This is a genomic window from Streptomyces sp. NPDC048295, from assembly GCF_040652135.1.
Classification (GTDB): Bacteria; Actinomycetota; Actinomycetes; order Streptomycetales; family Streptomycetaceae; genus Streptomyces.
In genome coordinates, this window is record NZ_JBEZLL010000012.1 from 164,417 (window position 1) to 177,548 (window position 13,132).

The following is a 13,132-nucleotide window of genomic DNA, read 5'->3' on the forward strand; positions in this document are numbered from 1 at the left end:
TGGGGAGCGGGGCGGGCTATTCGACGCGGCGCAGGGCGTCGGCCGGCCGCAGCCGGGAGGCCCGCCAGCCGCCGAAGCCCCCGGCGATCAGCCCGCCCGCCACGGCCAGTCCCACGGCGGTCAGGATGACGGAGAGCGAGACGGGTGCGGTCAGCGCGATGTCGAGCGTCTTGGACGCGGCTGCCCGGCCCGGTCCGCCCATGAACCGGCCGCCGCCCGCACCGCCGCCCATACCGCCGCCGGACGAACCGAGCTGTGCGGTGAGCGTCGGGCTGATCGCGGTGACGAGGTACGCCCCGGCCAGGCCGATGCCGATGCCGAGTACGCCGCCCAGCAGCCCGTTGACGAGGGCCTCGCCGACGACCTGGCGGGTCACCCGGCCGCTCTTCCAGCCGAGCGCCTTGAGCGTGCCGAACTCCCGTACCCGGCGGCTGACCGCCGAGGAGGTGAGCAGGCCGGCCACCAGGAACGCGGCGGCCAGCACCACGATCGAGAGCCACTTGCCGACGCCCGCGGCCAGGTCGGAGGCGGTGGAGAGCGAACCGGAGACGGTGTCGGCGAGGTCCGCGGAGGTGGTGACGGTGGTGCCCGAAACGTTCTTCTGGATGGTGGACTTGACCTGGTCGATCTGCTGCGAGTCCGCGGCCTTCACATAGACCGTGGTGACCTTGTCCTTCGAGTCGGCGAGGGTCTGTGCCTGCTTGAGCGGGATGTAGAGGTTGGCGGCCGCGTCACCGCTGTCGGCGGTCGAGACCCCGACGATGGTGAACTTCGTCCCGTGGACGGTGACGGTCTTGCCGGTGTCGAGCTTTTTCTCCTTGGCGTACGCGGAGTCGACGACGGCCACCTTCGCGTCGGTCTCGGACGTCTTGAACGTACGCCCCTTGGTGATCTTCGACGAGGTCAGCGGGCCGAGGTTCTGCTCGGTGACGTCGGTGCCGTACACCGAGTAGGAGTTGACGTCGAAGGAGGCGCCGCCGCCCCTGACCTCGCCCTGCGGCTGCCCGGTGCCGCCCTGCTCGCCGGGGCCGCTGCGGCCGCTCTGCCCCGTGCCCTCCTGCTGCTTGAACTCACCGCGCTTGAACTGGCCGTCGACCTTCATCACATTGAGGCTGAGGCCGCCCACGGCACCGGCGACGCCGTTCTGTCCGCCGATCCTGGTGACGGTCGACGAGGCCAGCGTCTGGAAGCCCTGGACCATGACCCGGTCGCTGCTCTGCGTCGCGTCGTCGTCGCCCTTGGCGTCGAACTCGAACTTCGGGCGCCCCTCCCCCGATCCGGGAGCCGCGGCGGCCTTGGTGACCGTCATGTCCGTGCCGAGGCCGTACAGCGATTCCAGGACCTTGTCCTGGGCCCGGCTCATGCCGGTGGAGACCGAGCTGACGACGATGACCAGCGCGATGCCCAGCGCGAGCCCCGAGGCGACGACCAGCGCCGCCTTTCTGCGACGGCGCAGCTCGCGCCGGAGGTAGGTGAAGAACATGGCGCGACGCTATGGAGTGCTTGTGATGGCGGGATAAGGCCGCGATGAGAGCCGGATGAGAAGGCATACGAACGCCGGAGGCGGCGGCACCGCGGATCCGAGGGGATCCGGGTGCCGCCGCCTCCGTACGGGATTCGGGGGACCGGCCGTCACCGGGGGGCGACGGCCGGAGGCTCGCGCCGGGGACGGCGCGCGGGGTGGGTCAGGACTGGGAGCCCGCCGTCCACTGCGCCCAGCTCATGTTCCAGCCGTTGAGGCCGTTGTCGGGGGTGATGGTCTTGTCCGGGGAGTTCTTGACGATGACCACGTCGCCGACGATGGAGTTGTTGTAGAACCAGGCGGCGGGCTGGTTGGCGTCGCCCGCGCCCTTCACATCGGCGAGGCCGACGCAGCCGTGGCTGGTGTTGGCGCTGCCGAAGATCGACCGCGCGCCCCAGTAGTTGCCGTGGATGAAGGTGCCCGAGGTGGACAGCCGCATGGCGTGCGGCACGTCCTTGATGTCGTACTCGCCCTTGCCGTCGTCGTCGGTGAAGCCGACCGTCGCACCGTTCATCCGGGTCTCCTTGAACTTCTCGGAGATCACCATCTGCCCGTTGTACGTGGGGTTGTCGGGGGAGCCGGAAGAGATCGGGATGGTCCTGATCGTCTTGCCGTCCTGGGTGACGGTCATCATCTTGGTCTTGGCGTCGACCGTCGAGACCTGGTTGCGGCCGACCTTGAAGGTGACCGTCTTCTGCTGCACACCGAAGACGCCGTCCGCGCCCTCGACGCCGTCCAGCGCCAGCTTCAGCGTGACGGTGGAGCCGCCCTGCCAGTAGTTCTCGGGACGCAGGTCGAGACGCTGCGAGTTGAACCAGTGACCGGCGACCTGCTGGCCGCTGCTGGACGTCACGGTGATACCGGCCTCGACGGCCTTCTTGTCCGTGATCGCCTTGTTGAAGTTGATCGAGACGGGCATGCCGACGCCGACCGTGGAGCCGTCCTCGGGGGTGAAGTTCCCGATGAAGCTGTTGGCGGGCGAGACGGTGGTGAAGGAGGAGTTCTCGTGGGCCTCGCGGCCCTTGGAGTCCTTCGCCGTCGCGCTGATCTTGTACGTGGTGGAGCGCTCCAGCTGGACGTCCGGCTTCCAGCTCTTGCCGTCGGCGGAGAGGGTGCCCTTGACGGCGGCTCCGGCCGTCGTGGTCATGGTGACCTCGGAGAGCGTGCCCTTGGCGACAGTGACCTTGGCGTCGTTGTTGATGCTCGCGTTGGTCGCGCCGTTCTTCGGCGAGATCGCTATCTGGGCTTCGGACGCGTCCTGGGCCGCCGCCTTGTCGACCTCGGCCGCCTGCGACTTCTTCGAGCCCTCGGCACTGCTGTCACCGCTGTCGTTGCAGGCGGTGAGCACCAGTACGCCACCGAGCAGGGCGGACGCGGCCATCAGGCCCCTGCGCCGATTGCTGTCCGTCATCACACGCTTCTCCATCGTTGCCGAATCCCCAAAAACCCCGAGCAGAGCCGCCGTCCGGCGAAACCCGTCAATGGTCCTAGAACCCATGTAAAGGGTCCTCCGTTCCCCATCCAAGAAAGATGTGGGGAACAACACTCATCGACGCGTCCGCGGCTGCGGTGGTTCCCGACGCCGATCACGTAATGGGGCGACCGGCGAACGACACGGCCCCGGTCCGCGTACGAAGCGGTCCGGGGCCGGTGTTCACCAGTTGCTGGTCCCGCAGCCCGCGGCGACGTGACCGTCGTCGTCCTCACCCATTGTGCGGGACGCCACCACCGCCCTGAGCACCGTCCTCCGTCTCGTGCTCCTCGTCCTGCACACCGTCCTCGTCGTCCTCGTCGTCCTCGTCGTCGAGGTCCCAGGAGTCCGGGTCGTCCGGGTCGTAGTCGATGCTCTCGCTGCTCCAGGACGCCTGGGCGAGCTCGACCCCGGGCACCTCACCGACCAGGTCGAACGGGTCGACGAGGGAGGCGAGGGCCTCCGCGCCGTCCTCGCGTACGGCGGCCTCGGCGCGCACCCGTTCCTCGGCGGACTCGCCGCCCGGCTCCCCGTACTCGGCGGCGATCGACTCCAGCGCGGTGCCGCTGAGGGCGTCGGGGTCCGTGATCTCCAGCACCATTTCAACTCGAAGCCGAACAAAGCGTGATGTCTCAGAAGTGCTCATGCGCCGGAGCGTAAGCTCCCCGCACTCCCGGCTTTCCCGCGACCCGCTGCTTTCACTAGCATCGGCGCACATGACTAACTCACGGCCGTGACAAGGGGATCGATTCCGTGGTCATCGCTCGCCGCCCGCTCCTGACCGCCACCGCCGCGGGCACATTGCTGGCCGCCCTCTGGTTCGTCCCGTCCGCCAACGCGACGGACGAACCGGCCGGTCCGTCGGGCAACCGGAGCGGACCGACCACCACCACCGCCACCACCGCCGGTGACACCTCGGCCGGTCCGAGGCTGGCCGACACCGGGACCGGGATCGACACCACTCCGTATCTGATCGGCGGAGTGGCGTTCCTGGGCATCGGTGCGGCGCTGGTCTCCCACTCGGCCCGCCGCACCGACGCCCTGTCCGTCTAGATCACACCCGGAGCACGTCCGGAACGCCTCCGGAAGAGGCCTAGGCCAGCGGGCCGGTCACCGGCTCGACCGCCGCGACCAGCTTGCCGGCGCGTACGAACGCGTCCGCCGCGGCCAGGTCCGGCGACAGGAAGCGGTCCGGCCCCGGGCCCTGGACCCCCGCCGCGCGCAGTGCCGCGATGGCGGCCTGCGAGGCGGGTGCGGGGGTGAGGCCCCCGGCGGCGCGCAGCTCGATGGCGCGGGTCGCCGCGTAGAGCTCGACGGCGACGATCCGGGCGAGGTTGTCGACGGCGGTACGGAGCTTGCGCGCCGCCGACCAGCCCATGGAGACGTGGTCCTCCTGCATCGCGGAGGACGGGATCGAGTCGGCCGAGGCGGGCACCGCGAGCCGCTTCATCTCGCTGACCAGGGCGGCCTGGGTGTACTGGGCGATCATCAGGCCCGAGTCCACCCCGGCGTCGTCGGCGAGGAACGGCGGCAGCCCGTGCGAGCGGTTCTTGTCCAGCAGCCGGTCGGTGCGGCGCTCGGTGATGGAGCCGAGGTCCGCCGCGACGATCGCCAGGAAGTCGAGTACGTACGCGACGGGGGCGCCGTGGAAGTTGCCGTTGGACTCGACCCGGCCGTCGGGAAGGACGACGGGGTTGTCGACGGCGGAGGCCAGCTCGCGGTCCGCGACGATCCCGGCGTAGTCGAGGGTGTCGCGGCCCGCGCCGTTGACCTGGGGGGCGCAGCGCACCGAGTAGGCGTCCTGCACGCGGGGCGCGTCGTCCTGGTGGTGGCCGGTGAGGCCGGACCCGGCGAGGACCCGCAGCATGTTGTCGGCGCTGACGCCCTGGCCCGGGTGCGGGCGGATGGCGTGCAGCTCCGGGGCGAGCACCTTGTCCGTGCCGAGCAGCGCCTCCAGGGAGAGGGCGGCGGTGATGTCGGCGGAGGTGTAGAGGCTCTTGAGGTCGGCCAGGGCCATCACGAGCATGCCGAGCATGCCGTCGGTGCCGTTGAGAAGGGCGAGACCCTCCTTCTCGCGCAGCTCGACCGGGGTGATGCCGTGGGCGGCGAGCAGTTCACCGGCCGGGCGCACGGTGCCGTCGGGGCCCTCCGCGTCGCCCTCGCCCATCAGCGTCAGGGCGCAGTGGGAGAGCGGGGCCAGGTCGCCGGAGCAGCCGAGCGAGCCGTACTCGTGGACGACGGGCGTGATGCCCGCGTTGAGGACGTCGGCCATGGTCTGCGCGACCTCGGGGCGTACGCCGGTGTGTCCGGATGCCACCGTCTTCAGCCGCAGGAACATCAGCGCGCGGACGACCTCGCGCTCGACCCGCGGCCCCATGCCGGCGGCGTGCGAGCGGACGATGTTGCGCTGGAGCTGTGCGCGGAGATCCTGGCTGATGTGCCGGCTGGCCAGCGCCCCGAACCCGGTGGAGACGCCGTAGACCGGCTCGGGCTTGGCGGCGAGTGCGTCCACGATCTCGCGGGCGGCGGCAAGCGCGTCGACGGCGGCTGCGGAGAGCTCGACGCGGGCGTTGCCGCGGGCCACGGCGATGACGTCCTGAGCGGTGGTGCCGGACGTCCCCACCACGACTGTATGCATATCCATATTCAGAAGCGTACGGATTGAATCCCTTCATGTCACTAGTGGTCGCGTGGTTGACCCCTTACCGGCCGGTGCGACGCTCAGGGACGACTGCCGCGCAGGTGACGGCGGTCGTGCGCGTGCTTGGGCGGCGCGTCGGCCAGCCGGAGCACCTCGTCGTCGCGTCCCGCCACCACCGGCTTGACCGAGCGGGCCGCCTTCGCCCGGTACTGGGCCGCGTCCGCCAGCCGGAACAGCCGCCGCGCCGACACCACCGGACCGATCGGATCACCGGTCGAAGCGATCCCGCACGCCACCCCGTCGCCCTGCTCCAACTCGGCCGCCCGTTCGCAGAGTTCGGTGGCCACCCGGACCACGTCGTCCACCTCGGGCCCCACCGCGAGCAGGCAGAACTCATCACCGCCGAGCCGGGCCGCGAGCGCGCCGGGCAGCATGGCGCCGCAGCGGGACAACACCGAGCCGAAACGTTCCAGCAGCCGGTCGCCCACCGCGTGGCCCTGGGTGTCGTTGACCTGCTTCAGGCCGTTGAGATCGCAGACGACCAGGCTGACCACCGCCCCGTCCGCCCGGTGCCGCTCCACCGCCTCGTCCAGCCGCACATCGACGGCGCGACGGTTGGCCAGGCCGGTGAGCGGATCGGTGAAGGCGAGCTTGCGGACCTCTTCGAGCCGCTCGCTCTGGGAGATCCCGGCGGCGACAACCGCGGCCAGCACGGTCGCGAAGTCCGCGTCCGACCGCCCGAACACCGGCGCCCCCACCGGGCGGGCCACATACAACTCGCCCCAGGCCCGCCCGTGCAGCACGATCGGGGCGATCACGCAGCAGCTGCGCCCGCGCCGGCGCAGCGCGGCCACCCGCTCCCGGCCGTACCCGCTGCCGTACTCCCGCAGCCCCGCGTCCCCGCCCGGCGCCCCGCCGGGCGGACCGTCGGCGGTCTCGACCCAGGCGTCCGGCTCACCGCCCCCGGCCCACCGTTCGTGCAGGAACTCGGTGATCTCCGGGAACTGGTGCACCGGATACGTCTCCGCCTCGGGGAACTCCTCCTCCCCCGCGGCCCGTTCGCCCGCGTTCACCAGCACCCGCAGCTCCCCGCGCCCCCGCTCCCACACGGAGAGCGCGGCGAAACTGCCACCCAGCGCCTCGCACGCCCCCAGCGCGGCCGCTCGCCACGACCCCCGCGGGGTGTGCGCCGCCGCCATCGCCTGCGCAAGCGCAACCACGGCCCGCAGCCGTGCATCATCACCACCCATCGCTACAGCTTATGTAGTTTTGTGGTGATTTGATCAGTTTGGGGCTTTCGTTGCGTGCGCTTCGTGTCTATTCGGTTACCAAAGGTCACTCCAGGTCACTCGCCGGGCCAGTTCGGCTTCCTCTTCTCGTTGAACGCGGCCACACCCTCGGCCCGGTCCCCGGAGAAGGCCACCGAGCGCCAAGCGGCGTCCTCGACTTCGAGACCGGCCCGCAGATCCAGGCCGTGCCCCAGCCGCAGCGCCCGCTTGGCGGCCCGCAGCCCCACCGGGGAGTTGGCGGCGATCCGGCCGGCCAGCGCCAGCGCGGCCACGCGGTCCTGCCCGGCCTCCACCAGTTCGTCGACCAGTCCGCTGTCGAGCGCCTCGGCCGCCTCCACCCGCCGGGCCGTGAAGACCAGCTCGGCGGCGCGCGCCGCACCGATCCGCCGCGGCAGCAGCTGCGTACCGCCGCCGCCCGGGATGACACCGACCGACACCTCGGGCAGGCCGACCACGGCCGTACGGTCGGCGACGATCAGGTCGCAGGACAGCGCCAGCTCGAATCCGCCACCGAGCGCGAAGCCGTGCACCGCGGCGATCGTCGGCATCGGCAGTTCGAGCACCCCGGTGTACGCGGACCGCGCGGTGGGGCGCTGGCGCAGCAGGTCGGCGTCGGTGAAGGAGTTGCGCTCCTTCAGGTCCGCGCCCACGCAGAAGGCCCGCTCATGGCTGGAGGTGAGGACGGTGACCCGTACGCCGGGGTCGGCGGCGAGCGCGGCACAGGCGGCGGCGATCGAACGGGCCATGTCCGTGGACACGGCGTTCATCGCCCTGGGCCGGTCCAGGACCAGCTCGGCGACGTGCTCCTGCCCCTCGTGGACCCGTACGACGACGAATTCCCCGAACCGCTGCTCGGACGTGACGGTCATGGCTTCACCCCTCCGGTTAACGATCGTTACCGGAGGGATCCTATGGCGCGGCCCGGACAGCGGACCCGGGAGTGTCCGGGCCCGGGATTCAGGAGGTGGTACGGCGGGCCAGCAGCCAGGGCTCCACCACGCCGAGGCCGCGCACCGGGCGCTGCCACATCGGCTGCAGCCCGTAGCGGTACCTGGGCAGGGCGACCGGCTCCAGGCCTTCCTGGCGCTCCTTCTCGGCCACCGCGGCCTCCTGGGCCGCCTGCGCCTCGGAGGCCGGGGCGTCGCCGGTACGGGTCAGCTCCTCGGCGAACGCCCCGTCCACCAGTACGGCGTCCTTCGGAGCTATCGAGGTCAGCCGGCTGGCGAGGTTCACCGTCGTACCGAAGACATCGCCCATCCGGGTGGTGACCGTGCCGAACGCGATGCCCACGCGCAGCGCCGGCATGATCTCGTCCTGGGTCATCGCCTCGATCAGGCGCAGCGCGATCTCGGCCGCGGTGCCCGCGTCGTCGGCGGCGAAGAGGACCTCGTCGCCGAGGGTCTTGATGAGACGGCCGCCGTGGGCGGCCACCAGGTCGGCCGAGGTGGTCTCGAAGGCCTCGACCAGCTCGCCGAGCTCCGCCTCCTCCAGCCGCCGGGTCAGCCGGGTGAACCCGACGAGGTCCGCGAAGCCGACGGCCAGACGGCGGTCGACCATCTCCTCGTCGTCGGCGGCCTGCACGACCCGCCCGGTGGCGGCGGCCAGCTGGCGCCGCCACACATAGACCAGGAACTCCTGGAGCTCCGGGAGCAGCAGCTCGATCAGCGGGTACGTGACCTCGGTGCGGGTCATTCCGGGCTCGGGCGGCTCGGTCAGCCCCTCCAGGAAGGAGTCGATCTGCCACTCGGCCAGCCGGGCGGTGGTCTGCCCGGTGGACCGGGCCACCTGGATCGCCATCGGTTCGCTGAGCAGCCCCGCCTCGACGAGACCGGCGAGCCGGCGCAGCGCCAGCACATCGGCCTCGGTGAGCGCCTTGGCCTGCCCGATGTCGGCGAAGCCCATGGCCCGCCAGAACCGGGAGGCCAGATCCATCGAGACACCGGCGGTACGGGCCGCCTGGAACGGCGTGTAGCGACGGTCGGCGCCCAGGATCAGCTGTTCCAGCCGGATCGCGAGGGGGTCGTCGGTCGGTTCCGCCGTATGGTCGACTTCGTGATGCGGTGTCGCGTGGACCGAGGGTTCCGACGGGGGCTGTGCGCCCGCACCGGAGGTCGTGTCGTCGACGGTCACCAGCCGCCTCCTGCCCGTTCCCTGCGCACTGCCCTGCCGATCTGTCGGTGGATCGCCTCAACGATACGGCAGGTGTGCCGTGGCTCACGCCCGTATGGCGTCCCGGAATGTTCCTGGGCGGGCCGGGGGGCGTGGGTGGTTCCGGCCGGTGAGGGGTTTCCGGGAGGGCGCGGTTCCAGGCCCCGGGTACGTGTCCGGGGCGGGCCATGGGGCTCGGCGGGACAGGCCCCACCGGGCCGGGGCGGACGCGGGGCAGGCCCCGTCGCGACGGCCCGCCGCCGCCCGCCCTCAGACCAGGCCGCCCCCCACGCCTCGCAGATGGACGATGTCGCCGGCCGACACCGGTTCCTGGAGGCCGTCTTCGGTGGACAGGATCAGGCGGCCGTCGCCGTCGATCGCCACGGCCTCGGCGGTGAGCGTGCGGTCTCCGGGCAGCTGGGCCCGTACCGTCCGGCCGAGAGTCGCGCAGCCCGCCGCGTACGCCCCCTGGAGGCCGCTCGCCGCCGCGTCGCCCTCCGCCGCGCGCCACTGGCCGTACCAGTGCTCCAGCGAGCGCAGCACGCCCCGCAGCAGGGTCTCGCGGTCGGTGGAGACGGCCCCGGCCAGGGCCAGTGAGCCGGCCGTGGGGGCGGGCAGTTCCTCGGCGCGCAGGGAGACGTTGAGGCCCATGCCGATGACGACGCCGGCGCCGGCGAGCTCGGCCAGGATGCCGCCCGCCTTGCGCTCCACGCCCTCCACCGTGACCAGGAGGTCGTTGGGCCACTTCAGGGCCGTGTCGACGCCCGCGGCCTTCGCCAGGCCGGTCGCCGCGGCGACGCCGGTGAGCAGCGGCAGCCAGCCCCAGCGTTCGGCGGGCACCTCGCCCGGCTCCAGGTAGACGGAGAAGAACAGGCCCGAACGGGCCGGAGCCGTCCAGGTGCGGTCGAGGCGGCCGCGGCCCGCGGTCTGCTCCTCGGCGACCAGCACGGTGCCCTCGTCGAGCCCGGCCGCCGCCCGCCGCTTGAGCTCGGAGTTGGTGGACCCGATGGTCTCCACGACGTCGAGCGAGGTCCACAGCCCGCCCGGCCGCAGCAGTCCGCGGCGCAGCGCGGCGAGGTTCAGGGGCGGCCGGTCCAGGTCCGACCAACGGTTCCGTGGCGCATCCGAAGGTGTCATGCAAGCCAGACTAGGTGTGTCAAACGACGCACTGCCGAACCGTATCCGCGCCGATACGCTACGGGTCAGTAGGTGTTTCAGTACCTGATCAGCAGCACAGTCGTCCCCGTGACCAGGCAGGGAGCCGCCACCCGATGTCCGAGCCGGAAGAGACCGACATCCACACCACCGCGGGCAAGATCGCGGACCTGCAGCGCCGAATCGACGAGGCGACGCACGCGGGCTCCGCGCGCGCGGTCGAGAAGCAGCACGCCAAGGGCAAGTTGACCGCGCGCGAACGGGTCGACCTGCTGCTCGACGAGGGTTCCTTCGTGGAGCTCGACGAATTCGCCCGGCACCGCTCCACCAACTTCGGCATCGAGAAGAACCGCCCGTACGGAGACGGCGTCGTGACCGGTTACGGGACGGTCGACGGCCGCCCCGTCTGCGTCTATTCGCAGGACTTCACCATCTTCGGCGGTTCGCTCGGCGAGGTCTACGGTGAGAAAATCGTCAAGGTGATGGACTTCGCGCTGAAGACCGGCTGCCCGGTCATCGGCATCAACGACGGCGGCGGCGCCCGGATCCAGGAAGGCGTGGCCGCGCTCGGGCTGTTCGCGGAGATCTTCCGCCGCAATGTGCACGCCTCGGGTGTCGTGCCGCAGATCTCGCTGATCGTCGGACCGTGCGCGGGCGGCGCGGTCTACTCCCCCGCGATCACCGACTTCACGGTCATGGTCGACCAGACCTCGCACATGTTCATCACCGGCCCCGACGTCATCAAGACGGTCACCGGCGAGGACGTCGGCTTCGAGGAGCTCGGCGGAGCCCGCACCCACAACACCACCTCCGGTGTGGCGCACCACATGGCGGGCGACGAGAAGGACGCCATCGAGTACGTCAAGTCGCTGCTCTCGTACCTCCCTTCGAACAACCTGTCCGAGGCGCCCGCCTTCCCCGAGGCGGCCGATCTCGCCACCACGGACGAGGACCGCGAACTCGACGCCCTCATCCCGGACTCGGCGAACCAGCCGTACGACATGCACACCGCCATCGAACACGTGCTGGACGACGGCGAGTTCCTGGAGACCCAGGCCCTGTTCGCGCCGAACATCATCACCGGCTTCGGGCGCGTCGAGGGCTACCCGGTCGGCGTCGTCGCCAACCAGCCGATGCAGTTCGCGGGCTGCCTGGACATCAACGCGAGCGAGAAGGCCGCGCGCTTCGTGCGCACCTGCGACGCCTTCAACGTGCCCGTGCTGACCTTCGTGGACGTCCCCGGCTTCCTGCCCGGCGTCGACCAGGAGTACGGCGGCATCATCCGCCGCGGCGCCAAGCTGATCTACGCCTACGCCGAGGCGACCGTCCCGCTGATCACGGTGATCACCCGCAAGGCGTTCGGCGGCGCGTACGACGTCATGGGCTCCAAGCACCTGGGCGCCGACATCAACCTCGCCTGGCCGACCGCGCAGATCGCGGTGATGGGCGCGCAGGGTGCGGTGAACATCCTGCACCGCCGGACGATCGCCGCGGCCGAGGACCAGGAGGCCACCCGCGCCGAGCTGATCACCGACTACGAGGACACGCTGCTCAACCCGTACGTGGCGGCCGAACGCGGTTACGTCGACGCGGTGATCATGCCGTCCGACACCCGGGCCCACATCGTGAAGGGGCTGCGCCAGCTGCGTACCAAGCGGGAGTCGCTGCCCCCGAAGAAGCACGGCAACATCCCCCTCTAGAAAGGGTCCTGGCCATGATCAAGGTCGTACGGGGCAACCCGACCCCTGAGGAACTGGCCGCCGCCCTGGCGGTGGTGCGGGCGCGCGCCGCGGCGACGGCGTCCGGCGAGCCGTCCGGTGCGCCGGACGGCACGCCGGCGCTGCCCGGCCAGTGGTCCGACCCGGGACGCATCGCCCGGAGCACACGTCATCTGCCGGGGCCGCGGGCCTGGGCCCGGACGTACTGGCCCGGGTAGGCGCGGAAGCATCCCTTCCCCCACGTTCACGGAGGTCCGGGCCCTTTCGGGTCCGGGCCTCCGGCGCGTCCGGGCGCGATCTGGTCCGTAGGCACCACGACGGTTGAGTACCCGTACTCAGGCGCGCCCGTCCGCCGCGGCAGCAGGATCGTTTCCATGCTGTGGTCCGACCCCGAGAACAAGCCGCCGAAGGAACTGCGCGACGCCCAGGCCATGATGCGTCGTGCGGGGCTGGTGCTCGCTCTCGCGATGGTGGTCGCGATGTTCGTGGCCGGCCTGCACTGAGCGGGGCCGGGCCGGTCCGCCTCTTCACCGAGCGGGGCCGGGGCCGGTCCGCCTCTTCTACGATGGCCCGTATGACTGATCAGCGCCGTCTCGTGCTCGCCTCCGCCTCCCCCGCCCGCCTCGGTCTGCTGCGGCAGGCCGGCTTCGCGCCCGAGGTGATCGTCAGCGGCGTGGACGAGGACGCGCTGAGCGCACCGACACCGGCCGAGCTGGCGCTCGTGCTCGCCGAGGCCAAGGCCGCGGTGGTGGCCGGACGGCCGGAGGCGGCGGGTGCCCTGGTCATCGGCTGCGACTCGGTGCTGGAACTCGACGGCGAGGCGCTCGGCAAGCCGGCCGACGACGAGGAGGCCATCGCCCGCTGGAAGTCCATGCGCGGCCGGGCCGGGGTACTGCGGACGGGCCACAGCGTGATCGACACCGCGACCGGGCGCAGCGCCTCGGCGACCGCCTCCACGACCGTCCGTTTCGGCGAACCGACGGACGCCGAGATCGCCGCCTACGTGGCCACCGGCGAGCCGCTCCATGTCGCGGGCGCCTTCACCCTGGACGGCCGTTCGGCACCGTTCGTCGACTCCATCGAGGGCGACCACGGCAATGTCATCGGGCTCTCGCTGCCGCTGCTGCGCCGGCTGCTGGGCGAGCTGGGGATCTCCGTCACCGAGCTCTGGGTCTGAGAACCCACCGG

Annotated in this window: 13 protein-coding genes; 5 read left to right on the forward strand and 8 right to left on the reverse strand. The window is 71.4% G+C overall.

The genetic code is table 11. The annotated features are described in order from the left end of the window. Window positions 1-16: 16 nt before the first annotated feature. The 3 genes from AB0D53_RS19815 to AB0D53_RS19825 all read right to left on the reverse strand — a co-directional run bounded on the left by AB0D53_RS19815 (window position 17) and on the right by AB0D53_RS19825 (window position 3,639). Window positions 17-1,483 (reverse strand): ABC transporter permease, encoded by a 1,467-nt coding sequence (locus tag AB0D53_RS19815; RefSeq protein WP_362448073.1) that lies wholly within the window; start codon window positions 1,481-1,483, stop codon window positions 17-19. Window positions 1,484-1,685: 202 nt separating this feature from the next. Further along, window positions 1,686-2,948, reverse strand: coding sequence for an Ig-like domain-containing protein (locus AB0D53_RS19820; RefSeq protein WP_362448076.1), 1,263 nt, complete (start codon window positions 2,946-2,948; stop codon window positions 1,686-1,688). A 277-nt stretch (window positions 2,949-3,225) separates the two neighbouring features. Continuing rightward, on the reverse strand, window positions 3,226-3,639 hold the full coding sequence (locus tag AB0D53_RS19825; RefSeq protein WP_362448079.1) for a hypothetical protein: 414 nt from the start codon (window positions 3,637-3,639) through the stop codon (window positions 3,226-3,228). 107 nt (window positions 3,640-3,746) lie between these two features. Here AB0D53_RS19825 and AB0D53_RS19830 point away from each other — a divergent pair, with 107 nt between their 5' ends. Beyond that, complete coding sequence (locus tag AB0D53_RS19830; RefSeq protein ID WP_362448082.1) at window positions 3,747-4,046, forward strand: hypothetical protein; 300 nt, start codon at window positions 3,747-3,749, stop codon at window positions 4,044-4,046. Window positions 4,047-4,086: 40 nt separating this feature from the next. Here AB0D53_RS19830 and hutH read toward each other — a convergent pair whose 3' ends face one another. The 5 genes from hutH to AB0D53_RS19855 all read right to left on the reverse strand — a co-directional run bounded on the left by hutH (window position 4,087) and on the right by AB0D53_RS19855 (window position 10,208). Continuing rightward, window positions 4,087-5,637 carry a histidine ammonia-lyase gene (gene hutH, locus AB0D53_RS19835; RefSeq protein ID WP_362448085.1) on the reverse strand — a complete coding sequence of 517 codons (1,551 nt, stop codon included), beginning with the start codon at window positions 5,635-5,637 and terminating at the stop codon, window positions 4,087-4,089. A gap of 77 nt (window positions 5,638-5,714) precedes the next feature. After that, complete coding sequence (locus tag AB0D53_RS19840; protein ID WP_362448088.1) at window positions 5,715-6,884, reverse strand: GGDEF domain-containing protein; 1,170 nt, start codon at window positions 6,882-6,884, stop codon at window positions 5,715-5,717. Window positions 6,885-6,979: 95 nt separating this feature from the next. After that, the gene (locus AB0D53_RS19845; RefSeq protein WP_362448091.1) at window positions 6,980-7,792 is read right to left on the reverse strand and encodes an enoyl-CoA hydratase-related protein; all 813 of its coding nucleotides are present in this window, start codon (window positions 7,790-7,792) and stop codon (window positions 6,980-6,982) included. A gap of 88 nt (window positions 7,793-7,880) precedes the next feature. Beyond that, a complete protein-coding gene (locus AB0D53_RS19850) occupies window positions 7,881-9,053 on the reverse strand; it encodes an adenylate/guanylate cyclase domain-containing protein (RefSeq protein ID WP_362448094.1) in 1,173 nt (390 codons plus the stop codon). Window positions 9,054-9,341: 288 nt separating this feature from the next. Then, on the reverse strand, window positions 9,342-10,208 hold the full coding sequence (locus tag AB0D53_RS19855; protein WP_362448097.1) for a biotin--[acetyl-CoA-carboxylase] ligase: 867 nt from the start codon (window positions 10,206-10,208) through the stop codon (window positions 9,342-9,344). A gap of 134 nt (window positions 10,209-10,342) precedes the next feature. Between AB0D53_RS19855 and AB0D53_RS19860 the strand changes: the two genes are divergently transcribed. The 4 genes from AB0D53_RS19860 to AB0D53_RS19875 all read left to right on the forward strand — a co-directional run bounded on the left by AB0D53_RS19860 (window position 10,343) and on the right by AB0D53_RS19875 (window position 13,121). Continuing rightward, complete coding sequence (locus AB0D53_RS19860; protein WP_362448100.1) at window positions 10,343-11,926, forward strand: acyl-CoA carboxylase subunit beta; 1,584 nt, start codon at window positions 10,343-10,345, stop codon at window positions 11,924-11,926. A gap of 14 nt (window positions 11,927-11,940) precedes the next feature. Then, window positions 11,941-12,162 carry an acyl-CoA carboxylase subunit epsilon gene (locus AB0D53_RS19865; protein WP_362448103.1) on the forward strand — a complete coding sequence of 74 codons (222 nt, stop codon included), beginning with the start codon at window positions 11,941-11,943 and terminating at the stop codon, window positions 12,160-12,162. A gap of 156 nt (window positions 12,163-12,318) precedes the next feature. Beyond that, the gene (locus tag AB0D53_RS19870) at window positions 12,319-12,447 is read left to right on the forward strand and encodes a hypothetical protein (RefSeq protein WP_362448106.1); all 129 of its coding nucleotides are present in this window, start codon (window positions 12,319-12,321) and stop codon (window positions 12,445-12,447) included. Between the two features lie 62 nt (window positions 12,448-12,509). Beyond that, window positions 12,510-13,121, forward strand: coding sequence for a nucleoside triphosphate pyrophosphatase (locus AB0D53_RS19875; protein WP_362448109.1), 612 nt, complete (start codon window positions 12,510-12,512; stop codon window positions 13,119-13,121). Window positions 13,122-13,132 lie beyond the last annotated feature (11 nt).